The following is a 23,980-nucleotide window of genomic DNA, read 5'->3' on the forward strand; positions in this document are numbered from 1 at the left end:
ATTTGATAGTAATCGATTTGTTTTCAGGTGCCGGTGGTCTAAGTGAAGGGTTTCAAAGTGAAAGATTTAAAACGATTGCCCAAGTAGAAAAGGATAAATGGGCATGTGAAACATTAAAAACAAGAGCATTTTTCCATTTTCTAAAGAAACATGGGGATTTAGAAACATACTTTCAATACGTAAGAAATACTCATTCGTATAAAGAGATTGAACGTTCTAGAGAAATGGTTTATTTAAAATATCCAGAGCTGAAAGAGAAAATAGAATTTGAAATTTTAAATAAAAAGTTTGGCAATCCTTCTAACGATCCAGAAGCGTCATCTTCTAACCAAGTTATTCGGCTAATTGAAAAATCAGCAAAATATAATAATGTAAATCATGTAGATCTGTTAATAGGTGGCCCTCCTTGTCAAGCTTACTCATTAATAGGAAGAAGTCGCATGAAGGAAGCTGCAGAAAAAGATAACAGAAATTTTCTTTTTTATTATTATTTAAATCTAGTAAAAGAGTTTAAACCTAAAGCGTTTCTTTTTGAGAATGTACCGGGAATATTAAATGCCAAAAAAGGAAAGGTTTTTGAAGCTATTCAAGAAGAATTTGACCGTATTGGCTATACGATATTATCTGGAAAAGAAGGTGAACATAAAAATAATGTATTAAATTTCTCAGATTTAGGAGTAGGCCAAAAGAGAAAGAGAGTTATTTTATTCGGATTTAAAAAAGAATTAAATTATCAATATCCTGACTTTGATAAATATAAGATTTATTGGAATCATAAATTAGATACAAATAGTATTATTTCTGATTTACCTTTTCTTGAGCCCGGAAACGGAGATGACTATGCTGTCTTGGAGTATATGAATAACCACAGTAGACATTTAACGGATTATCAGCTATTGATGCGAAAAGATAGTGAAGGCATCATGAACCATAAAGCAAGACCACTTCAAAATAGAGATAGAGAGATTTACCGTTTAGCAATCGAAAAAGCTAGAGAAGGAGAGCAGATCAAATACTTTGATTTACCTTCTCGATTAAAAACGCATAAAAATGAAAAGGCATTTCTCGACAGATTTAAAGTTCATTGGTCAGAAAACATTCCACATACTATCGTAGCACACATTGCTAAAGACGGACATTACAACATTCACCCTGACATTAAGCAAGCCAGATCGTTAACAGTAAGAGAAGCAGCAAGAATCCAAAGTTTCCCTGATAATTATAAATTCGAGGGGCCCCGTACGTATCAGTTCACTCAAGTTGGGAATGCTGTTCCTCCGCTTGGTTCACACGTTATGGCAAGAGCTGTTAGTGAAATATTGAAATAAAAAGATGTAAGCATCTCTTTAGCTATACCATTATCATGGTATAGCTATTTTTATATAATAAAAGTAATAAAAATCTTTTTATGATAAAATAATAGTTAGATAATGGGTAAAAAGGCTATATTTTTATAACAAAATTACAGATATATAGCTATTTTCTCTTGTAAGAGATCAGTGAATAATTAGTTAAAGGTGAGGTTATATGAGTAACCCGTTGATAAAGAAAGAACAGGGATATTTAAATAAAACATTAAGCATAATTGAACAACTAATTGAGAAAAAGCAAGGCGTTCAGCATTCTGTAGCGTCTAGTGATGTTGAAGCTCAGTTAATAGATATAAAAGATAAACAGTTACGCAAGCTTTACGAAGCGAAAAACAATCCATATTTTGGACGTTTAGATTTCGAAGATGAGTTTGATCAAGATACAATATATATAGGAAAAAAAGGTATTGATAACGAAGGGGAGCTAGTTGTTGTAGATTGGAGGACGAATCTTGGTAAGCTTTACAATGCATATCAAGGTTTACAGTCTACATTTAATTTAGAGGGAAACGTGCCGCGTGAAATTGTCATTCATGGGAAACGTGGAATAATTGTTGAAAATGCAAAAGTAGTAAATGTCACAGATATTGGACAAAGTGGAATTATCGAAAACGAAGATGGCCAAAAAGTAAAATATATGGATGACTATTTAGAGGGAATTTTAACTAATACAAGTGAAGATCATCAGCTGCGAGATATTATCGCTAGCATACAATCGGAACAAGATGAGATTATTCGCTTGCCATTAAAGGATACAATTATTGTACAAGGAGCGGCAGGAAGTGGTAAATCAACTATTGCTTTGCACCGTATCTCATATTTACTTTATCAATATCATGAGCAGTTAAAACCTCAGGATATTTTAATTTTGGCACCTAATAAAATTTTCTTATCATATATTAAACAGGTTGTACCTGAAATTGAAGTAGAGGGGATTGAGCAGCGTACGTTCTATGATTGGGCATCTTCTTACTTTACAGATGTGAATGATATTCCAGATTTGCATGACTATTATGTGAAAGTACAGAACTCCACACATAAAGAAGACTTAGTCAAAGTTTCGAAGTATAAGGGCTCTTTGCGCTTCAAAAAGTTGTTGGATGATTTCGTAGAGTCAATTGGGCAAACTATGCTTCCCCACAGTGACATTATCATAGGAACAGATTTTATTTTGCCTAAAAAAGACGTAATTAGTTTTTATGAGGGAAAAGAACATCTTCCTTTGAACGTACGAATGAAAGAAGTTAAAAGCTTCATTGTAAATTGGAGTAAAAATCAAGTTGGAAATCTACGTGATAAAATTGATACTGATTTTGAAGAAGCTTATCGTAAATGGGTAGTTACTCTTCCAGAGGGAGAAGAGCGTAAAGCTATGTACGAAGCGTTAGAAAACGCAAAAACTTTACGTTTGCGTTTACTCTCAGAAAAAGTTCAATCTGAAATTCAAGTTTATGTAAAAAAGATGGAACATATTCCTGCAATTCTAATGTATAAGTCCGTTTTTCAAAAAAAAGTATTTGACCGTTTTCACCCCGGTTTAGATGAAGAATTACTCAGTTTGATGCTTAAAAGTGGAAGAACTATAAAAAAAGAGCAGTTTCGCTATGAAGATATAGCACCACTTATTTATTTGGATGCAAAAATAAATGGCAAAAAGTTAGAATATGAACATATTTTTATTGATGAAGCCCAAGACTATAGTCCATTCCAACTTGCGATTATGAAAGATTATGCGAAATCAATGACAGTATTAGGTGATATCGGCCAAGGAATATTTGCATTTTATGGGTTGGATCGCTGGGAAGAGATCGAGTCGTATGTTTTTAAGGAAAAAGAATATAAAAGACTTCATTTACAAACCAGCTACCGTTCTACTAAACAAATTATGGATATGGCCAATCGCGTTCTATTAAATAGTAATTATGATTTCCCCTTAGTTATCCCGGTTAATCGTGTTGGTGACACGCCCGAGATAAAGAAGGCAATGAGTATTGGAGAACTATATGATGAAATGGTATTATCTATTAGGGACTTTGAAGAAAAAGGCTATAAAAAAATCGCCATTTTAACTGAAACGAAACAATCTGCTATTGATACATTGGATCAGTTGGAACGACGCGGCCTTCACCATATGGAAGTAATTAAAGAAGGACATCAAGAACTTACAAAACCAATTGTGATTATTCCTTCATTTTTAGTAAAAGGTTTGGAGTTTGACGCTGTTATTTTAGATGATGTTAGCGATAGTACATTCAAAGATGAAACTCACCACGCTAAGTTGCTCTATATGTCAGTAACGCGTGCTCATCACAGCTTGCATATGTTCTATAGAGGTAACATTTCGCCTCTATTAGAGGATCGAGATCCAAATGAACCACCTAAGCCTCGAAAGTCTTTTGAAGATTGGCTAACTACAGACATTACAAACCCGCATGTAGAGCCACAAGTAGAGAAAATGAAAGCTGTGGCAAGTGAAGAGACACTTCGCCTGTTTGATGACGAAGAAGAGGATTTGGTAATAGAAGCATTTGAAGATGACCGTGAACGATATTATGATTTTTATGCGTGGTTAAAAGTATGGAAGCGCTGGGCTGAATTAAAGAAAAATATGAAGGAATAGATCGTTTAAGGAATGTGATAGAATGAAAAGAGTATATTCAGCAGGTTTTACTGCGGAGCATTTATATCGAAATGAAATGAAATTAATTATAGATCTTCAGTTACAAGGTTTGTCTAAACAAGAGATAAAAGAAAAGGTGTTTGAAGAGAATATTTTTCAATGCCGCAGCGAAGCAGCTATCAAGGATTTGTTTCCTCGTGTATATAAACGTACACCATTTTTAGATGGTTATTTAAAACAAGTGATTTTGAGCGGTGGCCGTTCTGATCAAAATGCGCTTTTATTGTATAGCTTTTTAAAGTGTTTTAAGCTACCTAGTGATTTCTTCTTAGAAGTTATTCATTATAACTTTAATAACTTTAAAGCAACCATTACTGATGGAGCCATTCGTACATTCTTTGAAGAAAAAGAACAACAGTATGAACAAGTAAGAGAATGGTCTGAACAAACGAAATACAAGTTAAAACAAGTCATGATTAAGTTGTTAATTGAAGCGGAACTACTTGAGCGTAACGAAGATGGTTATTTGATTAAACCACTTCCACTAAGTAGAGAGCTGAGTGAGTATATAGAACTAAATCAGCAATATCAAGATTTGCTCGCTTATACGTTGAATGATTAATGGAGGAATAGAGTGGATATTCAAAAAAAATTAGATCGCTTTTTTGAAGAAATTCAAAAAGAAGATTTTTTGAAAATGAGAGGACTTGGCAATGAAGTACCATACTTTGTGTTTGATTATGAACCAGAGTATGAAATTATGATACGTAAGTCAATAAAGTATCATTCGGATAAGCTTCCCGTAGAGGTGAAAGTATTAAATTTGTTTGAAATGATGATTGGTCTTTTTGAAGATATTTCGTTGGACGGATTAAAACAATTTGAGGAAGATGAGGGGACGGAAGAGCTATTTGACGCTATGCGTCCTACACTTGAAGAAGAAACATTAGTTGAAAGAATTGGAGAGGAAGCTGAAGATACACAAATTTTGCTTATTACCGGTATTGGAAGTGTATTTCAGTTAATTCGTACGCATGAACTATTAAATCAATTGCATGCCAAAGTAACAAACACGCCAGTCATTGTTTTTTATCCTGGTACATATACAGGTCAAGGCTTAAGTTTGTTCAACCGTTTTGATTCGAACGGTTATTATCGTGCTTTTTCGATTTGAAGATTGAGGGGGAAATTACGTAGTGCTGCAAGATACATTTACAATCAAAGAATTGTTTAGAAAAGATATTGATCGTGAAATTAACGGTGTTGTTCAAGCTGGACAAAAAGAAGAGAGAATTGTTTTAGATGAGCTTGAAGAGTACGTAATGACAAAAGAAATCAATAACAATATGGCTTACTTTTATGAAAACTACAGCTATAGCTTAGAAAATCCTACAACCAAAATGGGAGTGTGGATTTCAGGTTTCTTTGGATCAGGTAAATCCCACTTTTTAAAAATTTTATCTTATCTTTTAAATAATGAACCTGTATTTGGAAAAAAAGCAGTTGATTTCTTTGAAACTAAAACAGGTAACGAAAAATTACTAGCAAACATGAAGCGTTCTGCTGAATATGAAAGTGATGCGATTTTATTTAATATTGATTCTAAGTCAGCCGGTGGCAAAAAAGAAAAAGCTACCATTATTGAAGTGTTCTTAAAAGTGTTTAACGAACATTTAGGATATTCTCCTACCCTTTGGATTGCCAACCTAGAGCGCCAACTTGCTGAAGAAGGTGTTTATGAGCAGTTCGTTCGAAATTTTGAAGAGATCACAGGGAAATCATGGACTGAGGAAAGACCTCGTATTACATTTAAAAGAAAAGCTTTTGCTGAAGCCTTAGCACCACTTGGGTATGATGAAGCAACTGCAGATACTATTTTAAAAGGGGCTAACAAAACATTTGAAATTAGCTCAGAAGAATTAGCAAAATTGGTTGCGAAGTATGTCCAAGAAAAAGGTGACAATTATCGTTTAACTTTTTTAGTGGATGAAGTGGGTCAATATATTGGTGATGACATCAATTTAATGCTGAATTTGCAGACGATTGTTGAAGATTTAGGAAATCACTGTCAAGGGAAAGTATGGGTTATTGTCACTTCTCAAGAACAAATTGATGCAGTGACAAAAGTCAAAGGTTTTGACACCTTTTCTAAAATCCAAGGGAGATTTGCTACAAAAATTCATTTAACAAGTGCAAACACGGACGAAGTTATCAAACGTCGTTTGCTTGAGAAAACGAATGCGACAGCGGATCGTTTAAAAATTGATTTTGATCAAGTAGGTCAAAGTTTAAACAATACACTTACATTTGAAAAAGATAAGAGCGTATTACAAAACGGGTTTAGTAATGGAAATGAATATGCTGAAATCTATCCATTTGTACCGTATCAAGTACCTTTATTACAACGTGTATTTAATAAGGTACGCCGTCAAGGAGAAGCAGGCGCGTCATTAGCCCAAGGCGAGCGCTCTCTTTTAAATGCCTTCCAAGAAGTAGCTGTTCAATTAAAAGAAGAAGATACAAATCAGTTAGCGCGCTTTTCACAGTTTTATGAAACAGTTCGCCGATTCTTAAGTACAGCTGTTGCAGCTACTATTTCAGAAGCTCATAGACGTGAGGGTATTACAGATTTTGATGTTGAAGTATTAAAAGTACTGTTTATGATTAAAGGAATCGATGAAATCAAAGCAACAGTTGATAATATTACGACCTTACTTGTTGATAGTGTTGATTGCATTAAGAATGAACTAGAAAAGGATATACGCCGCTCATTAAATCGTCTTCGCCAGCAAATGCTAATTGCTGAAAATGCGGATAAAACTTTTGTATTCTTAAGTGATGACGAACAAGAAATTAACCGAGAAATTCAAAATGAACATGTGAATGAGGCAAATGTAACAGATGCATTAGGAAAGATGTTTTATGAAGACATCATCTCGATGAAGTCTTATCGCTATCAAAAAACACATGATTTTGAGTTTAACAAAAGCTTTGATACGTACAACCGTGGTGGGAAGACAAATGCATTAACACTGCAAGTTGTTACAACGGATATGACAGAAGAGCAGGCGCGTTTAGAAGCCAATTCTGGCTTACTTATTATGTTTATTCCTGAAGAGTACTCTGCTAGATTCTTTGAACCAATGCAATATGCACAAAAAATACAAGCGTACGCAAACAAAAAAATGTCTTCAGGATTAACTGATAAACAGCGTCAAATCTTAAACGAAAAACGCCAACAAATTAGTGAGTTTGAGAAAAAAGCTGAAGAAGCGTTAGCCGAAGCAGCTTTCCATGCTAAATATTTTATTCAAGGTCAAGAGCATACATTTAAAGGTAATCTTGATAATCAACTTCAAGGAGCGTTCGAGTCGTTAGTTCGTAACACATATAATTACCTTAGTTATATGGATGAGCCAGTTCCAGTGAAAAATGCGAATGACACAATTTATAAATGGGCAACTCAAGGTCTTGAAGGTAATTTAGATGGTACATTTACCAACAATTTAGCGTATGATACCCTTTTCCGCTACTTAGAAGAAAGTCGCAATCGTCAAATTGTCACAATGAAGACAGTAGTTGATAAATTTAGAGATGTTCCATATGGTTGGAGTGAAAATGATGTTGCTGGTCTTGTTGCAGCTTTGGTTCACGGTGGTAAAATCAAAGTTACCTATATGAATAACGATTTTGGAATAGGTGATGCACAATTCGTATCACGCATTACAAAAGCATCTGAACGTGAAAAAATAATTGTAGAAGCAGAAGTGATCGTACCACAGCGGATTCGTAAAGAAGTAACTGAGATTATGCGAGAGATATTTAATAGCTATGAGATTAGTGAAACGTACGACGATATTTCTAAAAATATCCGCTCGCAAATTGACAGGTACTTCGTACAGCCTATGAAAGAAATTCAGCAATTGAAATCACGTGAAAACACACATTATCCGTATCCAGGTACAATTGAACTCAGTAAAATTAAAAATGGAATTGATGATTTGCTTGCCATTTCTAATCGTGAGGAATTTGTAGATGAATTCATTGAGCTTGATGAAGACTTAGAAGATTGGTCAGAACAGCTAAGCACGCATGTTTCATTTTATAAAGGAAATGCCATTCGACATTTTGATGAAAGTGTTCAATTGCTTAAAGACCGTGCTGATGATTTAGATGTAGCTAAAAATAGAAGCGAAGTACAAACTATTAAAAATCAAATTAATACAATATTAACAATGGATAATCCATATCGTGAGATCCCTCATTTACCCGTATTAAATGAAAAATTGAAATCGGAGTTGACAAACTTTGTAAAAGAAGAGTTAGGGATACACTTAGAGCAAATGGAAAACATTCGCAAACAAATGGAGTCTCTTCAAAACCGTTATGACGTTGAGGAAGTTAAATTGTTCTTGCAAAAAGAAATGGAAGAACTCTCTAGACGTATTGAGCAATTGACAGAAGTAGAAAGCATCTCACGTGTCTATACGTACACACAGATTGCTAATAATGATTTACGTCGAGTAGAAAATAGAGTACAAGAGCTATATAAAGAATATTTAGCTTCGAATAAAGGTGACGAGGATGAAATTGTAGTAGTTCCACCAATTGAAGTTCAGGCAAATGAACTAATCAATAAAGCCTTATCGAACAGTAACTTAGAGCTGCATAGTGAAAATGATATTGATGTATTTCTTCAAAAAATGAAGCAGCAACTACTAGCTAATATTCGAAGTGGACATAAAATTATTATTAAGAAATAAAAGGAGTCAAGGCAATGAAGAATAAAGCATTAAAAGAATTTGCGGTCTACGCCCGTAACGAACTACGAAATCAAATTGCCTTACGAGCACAAGCCTTTGGAATTACTTCCGAAGGCTCTCCTGTGCTTACAACAGGTACTGATTATCTTGAAATTAATGGAGGGAAATTAGACTTAATCTATCGAAACAGTTTACAAAAGTTATTAAAAGAAATTGAAACAAAGGGCTATGATAACGTTATCGAAGAAGTTGCATACACATGGTTTAACCGTTTAATTGCCATTCGGTTTATGGAGCTACATAACTACCTACCATCTAAAATCCGTGTATTGTCTAGCGAAACAAAAGGGAAAATTGATCCGGATATTTTAACGGAATACGAATATGCAGATTTACCAGTCAATAAAGAAGAAGTGGCGAGAAATATAGCAGAAGGAAATCGTGAAGCAGGATTTCGAAAACTTTTAGTAGCGCAATGTAATGAATTGCATGAAATTATGCCGTTTCTTTTTGAAAAAGTTGCAGATTATACTGAGTTACTTTTACCAGAATCTTTGCTTCATGCAGATTCGTTAATTAATCGACTTGTTCAAGATTTAGAAGAAGACAATTTTGAAGAAGTAGAAGTTATTGGCTGGTTATATCAATATTATATGTCTGAAAGAAAAGAACAAGTTGGAGGATTGAAAAATCAAGCGGTATCAAAAGAAAACTTACCAATCGTAACACAATTATTTACACCAAAATGGATTGTACAATATATGGTGCAAAATTCCTTAGGTAAGTTATATGATGAATGGAATCCAGAAAATGAGTTAGTAAGCGGATGGGAATATTATCTCAAATCATCTGAAAAGCTGCCAATTCCCAATGTTAATTCTGTAGAAGATATTAAAATAATTGACCCAGCATGTGGATCGGGGCATATTCTTGTCTATGCTTTTGACTTATTGTATGACATGTATCTAGAAGCAGGATATTCGGAAAGAGAAATTCCGAGATTAATTTTAGAAAAGAATATTTATGGGTTAGATATTGATAAACGTGCAATTCAAATGGCTAGCTTTGCATTAATGATGAAAGGACAAGAAAAACATCGTCGGTTTTTGAAAAAATCCATCAATTTAAAATTAAATATTTATGAGTTTTTTAATGGTGAGATAGTTTCAGAAGAAGCATTACAATTTTTGAAGAAAAAATTTAAAAATATTGAATTACCTTTAGAGTTATATAAAGATTGTTGGGATGCAAAACAGTTTGGTTCATTAATTCAAGTTGAAAACAAAAACGTGGACTACCTTAAAATAATCAAGACAATTGAATCTCTTAATGTTAACGAAGTTGATTTGTTAGAAGAAACTTATATTATTGAATTACAGGATAAATTGTTACCTCTATTACAACAAAGGTATTTATTATCTTTGAAATATGAAATAGTTATCACAAATCCACCTTATCATAATAAATACAATCCTGTATTAAAAAAATTCATGGATCAAAACTATAAAGATTATAAATCAGATCTTTATGCTGCTTTTATTTATAAGTGCCTACAGATGGGAAAAGAGGATGCGTTCATAGGAATGATGACCCCATTTACGTGGATGTTTATTTCTTCTCATGAGAACTTGAGAAAATATATCATTAATAATCATACTATATCTTCGTTAGTCCAGCCTGAATACCATGCTTGTTATGATATCGCTCATGTTCCAATTTGCACCTTTGTAATACAAAAACAGACAAAAGTCACGATAGGTGACTATGTTAAATTAGAAGAATTTAAAGGAGCTAGTTTACAACCTATTAAATTAAAAGAAGCTATTACAGGTCAAACTCATTATCGATACAGAACAAGTAGTATGAATTTTAAAAAGATACCTAGCTATTCACTAGCTTATTGGATACCAAAGGCGTTCCTAACTACGATAGCTAACTTACCAAGTATTGGTGAAAGTGTAGATGTTATTACTAAAGGAATATTTACTGGAAATAACGATTATTTTTTAAGACTCTGGTACGAAGTAGGGTATAAGAATGTAAAACTTAATAACTGGAAAAAATTCGCTAAAGGAGGTCCCTTTAGAAGATGGTATGGTAATATGGTGCACGTATTAAAGTGGTTTAATAACGGAGAAGAGTTGAGAAATTCAAAAAATAGTGGATTAGGAGCTTCAAAATATTTTGGACGTCAATACATTTGCTGGTCACGTGTCACTGTGGGTAAAATATCTTTTCGTTTAAATCAAGGAGATGTTTTTTTTGATGATACAAATCCAGTAATTATTAACGAAAAAAGCCCAGAGTTTTTACTAGGAGAAGTTAATTCTTCAGTATTTAATTACATTTTAACTTTTATTAACCCTACAGTATCCTATCAGATAGGAGATATTAGAAAAGCTGCTAAAATGAATAAAATAGATAATCAAATTGAGCAAAAAGTAGTTAAACTTAGCAAAGAAAATATTAATTTAGCTAAAATAGACTGGGACTCATTTGAGATTTCTTGGGATTTTAAACAGCATCCTTTTTTAATATATAAAAATGAAAAGAAGTTATTAAAAGATATATATTTTATTTGGAATGATATGGCGAAGAAAAGTTTTTTGAAATTAAAAGAAAATGAAGAAGAAATCAACAAAACTTTTATTGATCTATATAATTTACGAAATGAATTAAACTTTAAAGTAAAAGAAGAAGAAATTTCTATTAGGCGTGCGGACCGTATTCGTGAAACAAGGTCATTCTTATCCTATTGCGTAGGGTTAATAATGGGACGCTACTCCCTAGACGCTGAAGGGCTAGCTTATGCAGGTGGAGATTGGGATGAAAGTAAGTACCAATCATTCCGACCAGATCAAGATGGTATTATTCCATTAACGGATACTGCTTATTTTGAACATGATATTATTTCGCGTTTACAAGAGCTACTAACTTTAATGTTTGGGGAAGACACGTTATTTGAAAATCTTCAATGGTTAGCAGAATCTTTAACGATGAAAAATAACGAGACACCAAATGAGCGTTTACGTCGTTACTTCTTTGATGAGTTTTATCAAGATCACTGCAAGGTTTATCAAAAGCGTCCAATTTATTGGATGGCAGAGTCCGGTAAGAAAAAAGGGTTCCGTGCACTGTTCTATTTACATCGCTATACGCCGGAAACACTAGCGACGATGCGTTTTTCTTATGTGCAAAACTTGCAAGAAAAGCTAATACAAGAGCAAAAACGTTTAGAACAAGATTTAGTAAATCCAGATTTAAAAGCTACAACCAAGAAACGTTATGAAAAGCAGTTAAATACAATCAAAGCCCAACAAGATGAACTCGTTGAATTTGACAAGAGTTTAGCAGAACTAGCCAATCAACGCATTGCATTAGATTTAGATGATGGCGTAGTTGTAAACTATGCAAAATTACAAAATGTACTGGCTAAAATTAAATAGATTTAAAAAAGAGAGAATATTTTTCTCTCTTTTTTCTTTACATTGACTTTTATCTTTCATATTCTATAGTATTAGGAGTAAGAATTTTGAGGGCTGGTGTCAAATGAATATTATTGAAGAATTATTACAGTTGTTCCAAGAACAATTAGTTGAAAATAAAGCTTCTAGTCGTGCAATTGTGTTTTGGTATGATACACAAAGCAACGAGAGGGACTTAGAAGCAATAAAGCAAGCTTTACATAATGAAGGCATTCGTGTTTGGGAGTTAAATAAGAGTAATGTATTTCGTACAAAGGTGTTATTAGAGCTAGAAGACACAGAAAACTCTTATTTGGTGTATGCTCCTTTTACAAAACCAAAAGATGAAGATAATTTTTTAATTGATGTGCTACTCTATGGTGGGAAATTTGGCGAGTTTCAAGCAGATGAAGTAGCTATTAAAATGAAAGAGCTACGTCTTGACCATTTATCTGTTCGTCCGCTTATTGAAAAACATTGGACGTTTTTCAAGAGTCAGAAGCGTATAGCAAAGTTTAAGAAATTATTGCCAAATACGCCTAATCCTGATCATATCGAACAAACAATGTTAGCAGTACTTGTGAATGCTAAAAGTATTCATCCTCAGGATTTATTAAAAAGTGTGATTTTATTGGGTGGTACGAAACAATCAAATGAGGCCTTCGTACAAATTGAAAAGTACATGGATTCAGAGTTATTCTTCGATCTTGTAGAAGACTATTTTGGTATTAGGCCTAGCGAAGATAATCGTTTATTTTCTATTATGGAGCATATTGTGTTTCAGCACTATGCTTTTCATGTAGACGAAAAAATGCTTCCAGGTACATACCCTTCTAAGGTTCCAAACATTTGTAAAGTGTTTATTGATGACTGGTTAAAGTCGGATGAACGAATCTTTTTAGAAAATGTTTTAGATGAACTCGAACGTCATTGGGGAGTAAGTTATTCAGTTGACCAACATACGTATCAAGCTTTTATTCGTTGTGATACCTTCTCGGTTATTGAACGTAAAATTTTAGATGCATTGTATGATCTGTTTATCAGTGAAACGGTTCTACCTGCTGAGTGGAAAGGTATTTTGGCAGAACGGAGTAAAAGCTATTGGTATAAAACTCGTTTCCATGAAGAGTATGAGTTAGTAGAGAAAGTGTTAGAGTTTTACGAGCAAAAAGCATTGTTTGAAAAAAACTCCCCTCTTTCTAACTCACAGCAATGGTATGAGACGTATACGAATCAATATTATGTAATTGATCAATTGTATCGTCAAATTTATGTAGTATTTGTAAATGGTACAAATTTAGATAGATATCAAGAATTGATGCAGCGGGTAACGTTTTGGTACGAAGCAAAATATTTGCCGGTTATGGGTAAATATACGGATGATGTGTTAGATGCAGAATTAGTGACGAAATGGAAAGTGCCGGGTGTTGTAGGACAGCGTCATTTTTATAGCACCTATATTCGTCCAATTATAGAAGGAACCAGAGAGCGTGTGTTTGTCATTATTTCAGACGCGTTACGCTATGAGGCAGGAAAAGAATTAGCTGATAAGTTTGGTCAACGTCTGAACGCTGAAGTGCAAATTAGTTCTATGCAAGCTATAATTCCTACATATACACAACTAGGAATGGCCGCATTACTACCTGGGAAAATCACAGATATATCATCAGACGGACAAGTGTTCGTAGATGGCGTATCGACAAAAGGTATCCAAAATCGGAATAAAATTTTACAAATGAATGAGCCAGACTCAATCGCCTTAAATATGGAACAGTTTATTAGTTTAAATAAAGAGAGTGGTCAAGAGTATATTCGTGGTAAACGTGTTGTGTACTTATATCATGATAATATTGATGCAGTTGGGGATTCAAGTAAGACAGAACGCTACACGTTTGAAGCGGTCGAAAGTACAATTGAAAGAATTCAAGCGGCAGTTCGAAAATTAACAGGTACGTATGAAGCTGCCCGTATTTTTATGACGACCGATCATGGATTTTTGTATCAGGCGTCTGAAGTGGAAAAATATCAAAAAACAGATGGTATAAAAGGAACAATCTTTGATTCTAACCGGCGTTTTGCGATTGGCACTGGACTAAATGTACCGCAAGGATCTGTGAAAGTGTCTCTTGATTATTTAGGATTAACAGGTGTGGAAGCTGTTATTGCAAAAGGATTAAATCGTTTTACGAGACGAGGAGGACAGCGTTTTGTTCACGGAGGAGCGATGCCACAAGAAAGTATTGTTCCAGTTATAGAATATCGCCAAGTAAAAGGAAAAGCTCGTAAATCTGAACAAGCTCGTGTGAATGTACGTGTATCATCAATTCAAAAGGTGATTACAAGTTACCAATTTATTGTCCCGTTTTTCCAAGAAGAGAAGGTATCCAATGAATTACGTGAGCGCACATTACGAGCTGCATTTTATCGAAACGGTGAACGTATTTCTAATGAATTAACCATTACATTCGATGCAACGGGGGATGTTTCTACTCGTCAAACAGAAGCAGTATTTCACTTGCTAGAAGATCGGTATAAAACAGGAGATATATGTTTATTGCTTTTAGAAGACGCCTCTGGACGAACGACGGAGTTATATAGTGAAGAAGAATTTGAATTAAAACTATATAGTGTTTAAAGCGAAGCCTTTCTGGAATAAGTATGACAGAAAGGCTTTTTTTGGTATAATGTAATGATGTAATTTATGAAAATAGGGGGATCTTCATGTTACAAGTAGGAGATATTGTAGAAGGTCCATTATGGCCGGAAATTGTAGAAATAAAGAAATATGAACACATACAAGATACTTTTTATCGGGTGGAAGCTTACGGTAAAGATACAAATCATTATTATCAAGTAATGATGTTAGAAGACCAGGTAGAGAAATTAAAGATTTTAAACAGATCAAATGACCAGTATAAGCTAACTCAACAAGATGTCCAGCATTATTTATTATATAAAGAATTTTTAATTGATCAAAAATTTTCCAAGACACGAGCATTAGGAAATAAAAATGTAATCCCTTTGCCACACCAAATCGAAGCAGTGTATGGAAGGATGCTTCAAATGCCTCAAGTCCGATTTTTGCTCGCGGACGATCCTGGTGCAGGTAAAACTATAATGGCAGGGATGTTAATTCGAGAATTAAAAGCACGTCGCAGTGCTGATCGTGTTTTAATACTTGTCCCACCCCTTGTATTGAAACAGTGGCAGCAGGAACTATTTGAAAAGTTTGGTGAGTCATTTACGATTATTACACGTTCAACATTAAAAGAAGACAGTACTAAAAATCCGTTTCTTGAACGTGATTTTATTTTGTCATCTATTTATTGGGCTGCTCGTGATGATATTAAAAGTCTAGTTATTGAAGCTGATTTTGATTTAGTAATTGTTGATGAAGCTCATAAAATGGCCGCTTATACAACAGGTGGCAAAAACAAAAAAACAAAGCGTACAAAAATCTATCAATTGGGAGAATCTATTTTACGAAATAGTAAGCACTGTTTATTATTAACTGCTACTCCACATAAAGGTGATATGGAGAATTTTCGTCATCTTATGAAATTAGTTGATAGAGATATATTTTCATCTATTAGTATAAATGAAACATTAAAAGACAAAGCAAATCCATTTATCATTCGCCGCTTAAAAGAAAATTTGAAGCAGTTTGATGGGTCACCTTTGTTTCCAAAACGAACGACTAGTACGATAAAATATCATTTATCAAAAAAAGAATTGGAGTTATATGAAGATGTAACACAGTATGTGAAAGATCATTTTAATCGTGCAATGAATAGAGGAAATAACAGTACTGCATTTGCGATGATGTTGTTACAGAGACGTTTGAGTTCATCTATTGAGGCCATTTACTCTTCGTTAAATAGAAGAAAAGAAAGGTTAACATTGTTATTAGAAGATGTAACTCATCTAGAGACTGCGGCTCAACCAAGCATATGGGAAGATTATGATGAAGCAACTTTGGAAGAACAAGAGCTTATTGAAACAGAAAGTGAAAGAGTAGTTGATACAGTTGACCTAGAAGAATTAATAGTAGAAATTCAAGAGCTGGAGTCTTTAATCGCGCATGCAAGTTATATTCGTCACCATTATGTTGAACGTAAATACGTGGAATTAGAGAACACTTTATTTGGTAAAGGGGGCTTGTTGAAAAATGGAGAAAAGATTTTAATTTTCACTGAATCGACTGATACTCTTTATTATCTGGAACAAAAGCTGAGCGAACATGGTTTACGTATTGCAAAGATTGTTGGTAAGTACTCTATGGATGAAAGAAGAAGGCAAGTTGAGATGTTTAAGGAAGATGTATCCATCATGCTAGCTACAGATGCTGGGGGGGAATCAATTAACTTGCAGTTTTGTAATCAAATGATTAATTATGACATTCCTTGGAATCCTAACAAATTAGAGCAACGGATGGGACGTGTTCATCGAATAGGGCAAAAAAATGAAGTGTTTGTTTTTAACTTAGTAGCGAGCAATACGCGAGAAGGCGATGTGTTAAGTACATTACTACAAAAAATGGAACAAATGCGAAAAGATTTAGGCCATGATCTTGTTTATGATTTTATAGGAGATCGAATTGAAGAAAAATTAGCAGATCTTCCTACTTTAATGCAGAAGGCTATTTTAAATCGAGAACGTATTGAGGATATGAAACAAGAATTAGAAAGCACGCTCTCCGAAGAATATGAAGAATTGCTTCGTATTGCACAAGAAGAATCACTTGCCGCCGATAGTATTGATATACCTAGTATGAAAAAAGAGCAATATGATCTTTTAATTCAACGAATACCTGCACGAGCTTACAGTGAATTTACAGTTGAAATCCTAAATGCAAACCGAGTTAAAGTGAATTCATCTCAAGGTGATCAAGTATTTCGAATCGATAGACTTCCAAAGTCAGTACGTGATTTTGCAAGAGAGCACCACATTTACCTTAATGGAAAGGAAAATTCATATCGTTTTTCACATAATGATCAATTGGTGGACAATCATGTGTCATTAATGTTAAATGATCATCCATTATTTTTATTAGCTCTACAGTTCCAAAAAAGTCGAATAGAAGAAATTGCGTTACCATTACTTGAACTTAACTTTCCTATCAATGAAGAGTTGGAAATAGAAGGATATGAAATTAAATTAACAGATGGTACAGGAAGAGAATTATACCAGGATATCATTTATTTAGCTAAGCGATCTTCGGGTGAAATAGTTGAAATAGACCCTTACTGGTTATTCACCCATACATTTATTAATAAGCCTATAAAAAAAGAAAAAGTAGAAGCTAACAAAATGTTTATGGAAGCGATGACAAAGATCATGAAAGAACGTGAAAAATTTCTTCTTTCAAACGAAGCACAACTAAACAAAAAACTACAGTTTTTACGAAGAGCCTTTGATAGCCAATATCAACAAACAACGGAGAAGTTAAATAAGTACCGTATGGAAAATGATCAAAATAAAAATATAGCATTAATCAATCAATCGAAAGCACAATTAATTGATATTGAAGATAAAAGAAGAGTGCGATTACAAGAAGTAGAAAGAGAACGTAACATTAATATTGTTCCACCCGTCCAAATCGTTCAGATCAAAGTTATATCTGATGCAATTAAAAGTTATCGTGTTTTCCCAACAGATTATAAAGATAAGATTCAATCTTATGAAAATGAGCATAAGCGAAAACTCGTTGCGTTGTATCCAGCTTTGGGATTAGTGGACTTCATGAGTGAAGACGAGCAAGGGAACGTCCGGTTTATTATTGTAATCGATAAAGAAAATATTAACTTATCAAAAAAGCATTTTGAGGATTTAAAGCAGCTAAAAAGTTCGGTATACGTGTATTCTGTATGGGAAAACGAACTAATTTCAACTAAATTATTATAACTAAAATCATACAAAAGGATAATTGAATATAAAATATATGAACGCAAACATTCCAGTAATTTTACAAAAGTAATAACAGAAGGGATGAATTTAAATGCAAGAAGGCAAAACGACTAAAACCATTGAAGTACCACTACGTATTTTTAAAAATAAAGTAGGTCAAATTACTATGAGAGTTGGTTCTACCAATGCTAGGTTGACAAGTGTAAGTGATAACCCTGATAGTGTACGATATCACCGTACATTATTTGATATTTTAAAAAGTGAACTTGAACGTGCAGGTAAATGGGAAAGTATTGAACTAATAGATGAAGAAAGAGATAAAGATTTAGAAGTCTAAGGTATTATAAGCTAGTACCTGTGGTCAATATTCCCTCATGTTCAAGTTATTTATATTATAATAATTTCAGGTATATTGACATGCTATATAATTAATATTTTGGAGGATAACATGACAACAGTAATTGACACAAAAATTGAAGCAAAAGAAATTTTATTTAAGGATTTATTTGGTTCCAAGTTTGCTTTTCAAATTCCAGGGTATCAACGTCAATATTCATGGGAAAAAGACCAGCTTGATCAGCTGTTTGATGATATTCGAGAAGCGATGGAAGACGGAGAAAATAGTTACTTTCTAGGGAGTGTAATTTTACAAGTAATCTCTCAAAAAAGCGATGAAAGTGGTCTTTATGATGTTGTAGATGGACAGCAGCGCCTAACAACCTTAACAATTTTATTAGCTGTAATGCGAGATTTGATTGCATCTCCAAAAGCTAAAACTACACTTCAATCAAAAATTTATCAAGAAGCTGATATTTTTGAAGATAAACCTGAAACCTTTCGTTTAAAAGTAAGAGATCGAGATTTTGCGTATTTCAAAAAACATATTTTAGAAGAAGGCGGCACGTCACAGCCCGAATCCTCATTTGTCACAGAGTCACAAGAAAGAATGAGTAAGGCTATTGAGCGGTTCAAAGATAAATTTAGAGATGCAGCTACAGGTTTAGTAGATGAAGAGTTATTAAACAAAATGGTTGTTTTTGTTTTAAATAATTGTATGTTTGTCTATGTGAAAACTGGTACGTTTACATCTGCTTTTCGCTTGTTTTCTGTATTAAATGATCGGGGTATGCCGTTAAGTAATGCCGATTTATTGAAAAGCATGAACTTGGAGGCGGTAAATGATACAGAGCGCCATTACTACCAAAATGTTTGGGAAACAATGGAGGAAGAACTAGGTCGTGAAGAATTGGAGAAACTTCTTGGTTTTATTCGACTAATTTACGTAAAAGAAAAAGCTAAGAAAACGATTCAAGAAGAGTATAATGAAAAAGTATTCAAACAGAATTCTGATTTTAAAGGAAAGAATTTTATTGAATATGTAAAAGAATTTGCTGAGATTTATCGTGAAAAAGTATTAAATGCAGAGCTGGCTAGTAGAGATACAGATCTAAAAGCAAAGTATTATGGTTTGCTAACGTTAATGCGAGACTTCATTCCTGGATCTGATTGGATTCCTGTATTCATTCATTTTGTTCAAAAATTTAATGATAATGAGCAAGTATATCCATTTCTACAATTGCTAGAAAAGAAATTTGTGACTAGCTGGGTTAAAGGGTTATCACCTACTGCACGTGTTACGGAAACAGTTAAGATGATTCAATCAATTGATACGGCTTTATCAGTAGAAGAAGTTATAACATCTGATATTTTTAACACAGAAAACAGTCTTTCTGATTTTACATATAATATTAATGTACAAGATTTTTATCGGAAAAAATTTGCTAAATATTTATTGCTACGCTTAGATATGAACTTAAGTGAAAATGCTACAATTAAAAAGGCTTATAGCGGAGTAATCAGCGTTGAACACATCTTGCCTCAGAATCCTCCGAAAGAAAGCGCTTGGGAAGGAGCTTTCGCTCAAGAAGATCGAAAAATTTGGACTCATAAATTAGGTAACTTAGTTTTATTGAGTAGGAAGAAAAATTCATCGGCGAACAACAAAGATTTTCAATTTAAGTTGGATAAATATTTTTCAAATGGTATCACCGACTTTGAACTAACTAAAGAGTTAAAACCTATATCAGAATGGACTCTTTCAGAGTGTGAGAAGCGTCATGAGGTACTGGTTAATCGATTAATGAAAATCTATTTTGTATAAATAGCTAAGTGTTTAACGGAAAAGGCTCACAATTGTGAGTCTTTTTTACCGTTGATTGAAAGGTTAGTAGGTAAAAAAGAACTCTAAGTTTTTACTTTGTCGAGTTTACTACAAATAAAACTAAGTAGAGAGTGCAGGTTAGATGTATTTCAAATTTTCATGAGGAAACCGCATCTGGTCTTCTAAAAAGTTTAATATATTCAATTTATATATTATATTGAAGTTAGCAATATAGCATTATTTAACGTGTTATAAAAAGTAGTGTCGAATGGACTTGTTTCATTCAAATGATAGAGTTAGGAGCTAAAAATAAACATGAACAGAGAAGAAGTACTTCAAAAAATAAAGAACTTAAACATCTGGAAAAAAAGAGATCAAAGAGCTCCGCACAAACCATTACTAATACTGTATGCTTTAGGTCAGATGCAAGCAAAGCAGCAAATGCACCTGCCGTATAGCGAGGTGAAAATTCCTTTAAAAGAGCTGCTTATGGAGTTTGGACCTTCTCGGAGTTCCTATCATCCGGAGCATCCTTTTGTTCGTTTGACAGGAGATGGAATATGGGAGCTAAGTGAAGATGTTGATAAGCGTAGCTTTACGGATAAATATTTGCTGAGTACAAATATAGTAGGCGGTTTTAAATCGGATGTTTATAACCTTTTTGCAAATGATCCTACGCTGCTTCAAGATGCAGCGCAATTTTTATTAAATGAACATTTTCCGGATACGATCCATGAAGATATATTAAGAGCCGTAGGTTTGGATTTTGAAACACAGTTAAAGAGAAAGAGAGATCCAAAGTTTCGAGAGAAAATTCTTCAAGCTTACGGATATAGCTGTGCTGTTTGTGGTTTTAACGTTCGTCTTGGACATAATTTAGTTGGTGTAGAGGCTGCTCATATTAAGTGGCATCAAGCGGGGGGACCAGATATTGAAAGTAACGGCATCGCGTTATGTTCGATGCATCACAAATTATTTGATCGGGGAGTTTTTACTTTTTCAGATCATAATGAGCTGTTAGTAGCGACTCAAGCGCACGGCACAAATGGATTTGAAGAGTGGCTTATGAAGTTTCACGGACAAAATCTTAGAGAGCCTATTCATCCTGCGTATCAGCCGAGTGAAGATTTTCTTGGGTGGCATGTTAGAGAAGTGTTTAGAGGTCCTGCCCGGTATCAAGCAAGTGATATAAACTGATTTTTGTAAATGATAGTTTGGTATGTTTATATACAGGAAATAATTTACATATATTGGTGTCATTTAAAATACAGTAAAGAACATATAAACGGAGGAAGAGCGGTGTTACGAAAAAGCGGTGCCAAACGGATACTCACGAATTACAATAAACGACCTGGAGTATAAGGGGGTAAGGAGTTATCTGAAAGAGGAATTTGTGTTCATAAGACGACAAATTCCATGTTTTAATACTCTCCTTGAAAAATATTAACAATGCCAGTTTTTTTCAATGAAATGAAACGCAGGCCGTAAATTCGTTTTATTAGCAATTGAAACAAGAGCGGGCACCACTGAAGGATCTGTTTTAGAGAAATTAGGAATCCGCGGATTCAACCGAAAAAACTGATCCCCAAGAAGCTCAGAGCTAACCATTGATTCATAGTAGCTTGATCCACCAGAGATAATCTGAAGAAACGGCAGCAACGGTTCATTAGGAGAACGGTCTAAAAGTACTCCCCAACTTGGGGGAAGGTCCTCCATATCTTCAGGACGTATGTTATCGGCACTAACCATTCCCCATCCCTTGGTATCTCTTCTTAATTGAGTTGGCTGCTCACCTGTTCCGATGGATAATACGGCAATTTGATCCAACGGCTGCTTTGCTTTTCCCACTGCAAACGCGATACTAGCTGTACTGGTATTAGTTGCTACTGTATAACCATCTACGTAGTTTTGATAAGCTCTTTGCGTTGCGGGAGCAGCGCTGCTCCTAAGTATTACGTCACTCGCTTTTTCATTAAGATAAGGGGAACCTGTAAAGTTGTTAAATAACACAGGATTCCAACGACTCAGTTCCGGTGCAAACAAGTGAAAGGCAGGCACAACAATTCGTTTCTTTAAGTCTCCAAGGCGAAGGTCCCGGGGGAAAAACGTTCGTATGGCTTTAATAAAACCAGAATAGGGTAATTGTTGATTAAAAACAGGTCCGCCTGGTCGGGAAACGCTGAATGCCGGTAAGATTTGATCTTTAAAAAAATCAAACGTCTCTTCTGGCGATCTTCCGCTTGCTAGTGCAAGAGCAGTGAATGAACCAATGGAATTTCCTGAAAAAACATTGGTTTCACTAATTAACTTGGGATTTTGATAAGCCAACCTATTCAAAAGCTGTAAACTTAAAGCACCTAAAGTACCGCCTCCATCAAAGGTCATAATCCGATATTTTGTCAAAGGTGATTTCTCCTTTCGAATCTCATGAGAGGTATTATTCTGTATATGTTTATTTGATGTGTTGGAGAGGTATGAGTAATCTCTTTTATCAGTTCTTCAGGAAGCTTATAGGATGCGAGTTTAGTAATTAGGAGAGGCTTATGTCTTTTAGTTTTGTCTTAACTTTTTACTTATCTTAAAATAAGTTTAGACTTCATAAAATTCCATTTTTTTGATATACTCTGTAAAAATATTTTTTATAATTATAAAAAATATTTTTCGGAGATTAAGAAAAGGGATAGGAGGAATATTTTGAATAAACAAAAGGCACCTTTAGAAAATTTGAAAATTATAAGAGATGAATTAAAAAAACGAAATTGGGCTGTAGACGTTTTTCTATTTCAGTACAAAAAGCAAGAATATATTGTTCTAGTGAAAGTTTATTCAGAACGCGAAAAGAAAGACAGTAAGTATGCAATTGTAAAGCTTGAGTTTATTAAAAAGAGGGGGAGGAACGAAAATTTTTGTACCTATGCAGATTTGTATAAGATACATATCTCTGATATGAAATCATTTAGAAATTTTTTTGGGATTGAATATAAAGAAAACTTGGGAGATGTTATTCAACAATTTACACAGCAGTTCTCCACTTTTATTCCAAACCAATTAATAGTTGATAAAGAGATAGATTTAAAGAGTTCTATAACAGAGTACTTGAATAAAACGGACACGGATTCTTCTAAGGGCATTTATTGTATTGGTGTAAAAAGAAATGGAACCAAAAAAGATGGTACATCAGGACAAAGGAGTCCTGAGAATAATCAAAAAGCAGCAATATTCAGACCAGAATTATTTGAGAAACTAAAGGATGATACTACAATAAGTTTTTGTTTTTCTGAGGATCCTTCAAGACAAAAAACAGATGAGGATATTCTTTTGCGCTGGAAAGAGAAGAAAAATAATTCATAGGTAAAAATTTTTACTTTTTATATTAGCTTTTCCTTAGTTATAAAAGGTGTCTTATAATTTATTTTGTAAACGTCGCGATGTTTATGGGAGTAGTGTATTAGAAAGCAAAGATGTGTAATATGTACTTGTACAAGACCAGGTTTTCTGTACCGTCTCAGCCGCAGCCATATTTATTACACAGCGAAGAAGAAGTGGAACTTCTGAATGGAAAGATAAGAACGGGATAACAGCGCGTAATAAAATCGATCAAATGTTAAGTGCAGAAACAAAATAACCTAGATCTAAACCTTTTGATCTCAATAAGTATTTCAAAACATTGACATTCCCTTCCAAACCGCATACAA

13 protein-coding genes and 1 pseudogene are annotated in these 23,980 nt (G+C 34.0%); 13 read left to right on the top strand and 1 reads right to left on the bottom strand.

The window, feature by feature from the left end; translation table 11 throughout:
- Window positions 1–2 precede the first annotated feature (2 nt).
- From LAV82_RS16215 to LAV82_RS16265, 11 genes are all read left to right on the top strand, one after another.
- On the top strand, window positions 3–1,328 hold the full coding sequence (locus tag LAV82_RS16215) for a DNA cytosine methyltransferase (RefSeq protein ID WP_499716475.1): 1,326 nt from the start codon (window positions 3–5) through the stop codon (window positions 1,326–1,328).
- A gap of 199 nt (window positions 1,329–1,527) precedes the next feature.
- On the top strand, window positions 1,528–3,990 hold the full coding sequence (locus tag LAV82_RS16220; protein WP_499716476.1) for a HelD family protein: 2,463 nt from the start codon (window positions 1,528–1,530) through the stop codon (window positions 3,988–3,990).
- Between the two features lie 22 nt (window positions 3,991–4,012).
- Complete coding sequence (locus LAV82_RS16225; RefSeq protein WP_028413019.1) at window positions 4,013–4,612, top strand: DUF1819 family protein; 600 nt, start codon at window positions 4,013–4,015, stop codon at window positions 4,610–4,612.
- 12 nt (window positions 4,613–4,624) lie between these two features.
- Window positions 4,625–5,164 (top strand): DUF1788 domain-containing protein, encoded by a 540-nt coding sequence (locus LAV82_RS16230; protein ID WP_028413020.1) that lies wholly within the window; start codon window positions 4,625–4,627, stop codon window positions 5,162–5,164.
- Between the two features lie 22 nt (window positions 5,165–5,186).
- Complete coding sequence (gene brxC / locus LAV82_RS16235) at window positions 5,187–8,753, top strand: BREX system P-loop protein BrxC (protein WP_499716477.1); 3,567 nt, start codon at window positions 5,187–5,189, stop codon at window positions 8,751–8,753.
- Window positions 8,754–8,767: 14 nt separating this feature from the next.
- The gene (gene pglX / locus LAV82_RS16240) at window positions 8,768–12,199 is read left to right on the top strand and encodes a BREX-1 system adenine-specific DNA-methyltransferase PglX (protein ID WP_499716478.1); all 3,432 of its coding nucleotides are present in this window, start codon (window positions 8,768–8,770) and stop codon (window positions 12,197–12,199) included.
- Between the two features lie 103 nt (window positions 12,200–12,302).
- Window positions 12,303–14,852, top strand: a complete 2,550-nt coding sequence (pglZ, locus tag LAV82_RS16245; protein ID WP_499716479.1) for a BREX-1 system phosphatase PglZ type A — start codon at window positions 12,303–12,305, stop codon at window positions 14,850–14,852.
- 86 nt (window positions 14,853–14,938) lie between these two features.
- Complete coding sequence (locus LAV82_RS16250; RefSeq protein ID WP_499716480.1) at window positions 14,939–18,121, top strand: DEAD/DEAH box helicase; 3,183 nt, start codon at window positions 14,939–14,941, stop codon at window positions 18,119–18,121.
- A gap of 94 nt (window positions 18,122–18,215) precedes the next feature.
- Window positions 18,216–18,461 (top strand): hypothetical protein, encoded by a 246-nt coding sequence (locus tag LAV82_RS16255; protein WP_499716481.1) that lies wholly within the window; start codon window positions 18,216–18,218, stop codon window positions 18,459–18,461.
- A 111-nt stretch (window positions 18,462–18,572) separates the two neighbouring features.
- On the top strand, window positions 18,573–20,285 hold the full coding sequence (locus tag LAV82_RS16260) for a DUF262 domain-containing protein (RefSeq protein WP_499716482.1): 1,713 nt from the start codon (window positions 18,573–18,575) through the stop codon (window positions 20,283–20,285).
- 315 nt (window positions 20,286–20,600) lie between these two features.
- Window positions 20,601–21,482: a phosphorothioated DNA-binding restriction endonuclease gene (locus tag LAV82_RS16265; RefSeq protein ID WP_499716483.1), complete on the top strand. Its 882-nt coding sequence runs from the start codon at window positions 20,601–20,603 to the stop codon at window positions 21,480–21,482.
- A 246-nt stretch (window positions 21,483–21,728) separates the two neighbouring features.
- Here LAV82_RS16265 and cotR read toward each other — a convergent pair whose 3' ends face one another.
- The gene (cotR, locus tag LAV82_RS16270) at window positions 21,729–22,688 is read right to left on the bottom strand and encodes a sporulation hydrolase CotR (protein WP_499716484.1); all 960 of its coding nucleotides are present in this window, start codon (window positions 22,686–22,688) and stop codon (window positions 21,729–21,731) included.
- Window positions 22,689–22,979: 291 nt separating this feature from the next.
- On the opposite strand from cotR, the gene LAV82_RS16275 reads away from it, so the two are divergent.
- Both LAV82_RS16275 and LAV82_RS16280 read left to right on the top strand, forming a co-directional pair.
- A complete protein-coding gene (locus tag LAV82_RS16275; protein ID WP_340442804.1) occupies window positions 22,980–23,636 on the top strand; it encodes a DUF6037 family protein in 657 nt (218 codons plus the stop codon).
- Between the two features lie 130 nt (window positions 23,637–23,766).
- Window positions 23,767–23,910, top strand: a pseudogene (locus tag LAV82_RS16280) (DUF4357 domain-containing protein); the annotation flags it as partial.
- Window positions 23,911–23,980: the final 70 nt, after the last annotated feature.

The organism is Bacillus sp. ILBB4 (assembly GCF_035064545.1).
Lineage (GTDB): Bacteria > Bacillota > Bacilli > Bacillales > Bacillaceae_H > Priestia.

Excerpts from the sequence above, each read along its gene's own strand:
- LAV82_RS16220 (WP_499716476.1), top strand. The coding sequence starts at position 1,528 with ATGAGTAACCCGTTGATAAAGAAAGAACAGGGATATTTAAATAAAACA.
- LAV82_RS16225 (WP_028413019.1), top strand. The coding sequence starts at position 4,013 with ATGAAAAGAGTATATTCAGCAGGTTTTACTGCGGAGCATTTATATCGA.
- pglX (WP_499716478.1), top strand. The coding sequence starts at position 8,768 with ATGAAGAATAAAGCATTAAAAGAATTTGCGGTCTACGCCCGTAACGAA.
- pglZ (WP_499716479.1), top strand. The coding sequence starts at position 12,303 with ATGAATATTATTGAAGAATTATTACAGTTGTTCCAAGAACAATTAGTT.
- LAV82_RS16250 (WP_499716480.1), top strand. The coding sequence starts at position 14,939 with ATGTTACAAGTAGGAGATATTGTAGAAGGTCCATTATGGCCGGAAATT.
- LAV82_RS16255 (WP_499716481.1), top strand. The coding sequence starts at position 18,216 with ATGCAAGAAGGCAAAACGACTAAAACCATTGAAGTACCACTACGTATT.
- LAV82_RS16260 (WP_499716482.1), top strand. The coding sequence starts at position 18,573 with ATGACAACAGTAATTGACACAAAAATTGAAGCAAAAGAAATTTTATTT.
- LAV82_RS16265 (WP_499716483.1), top strand. The coding sequence starts at position 20,601 with ATGAACAGAGAAGAAGTACTTCAAAAAATAAAGAACTTAAACATCTGG.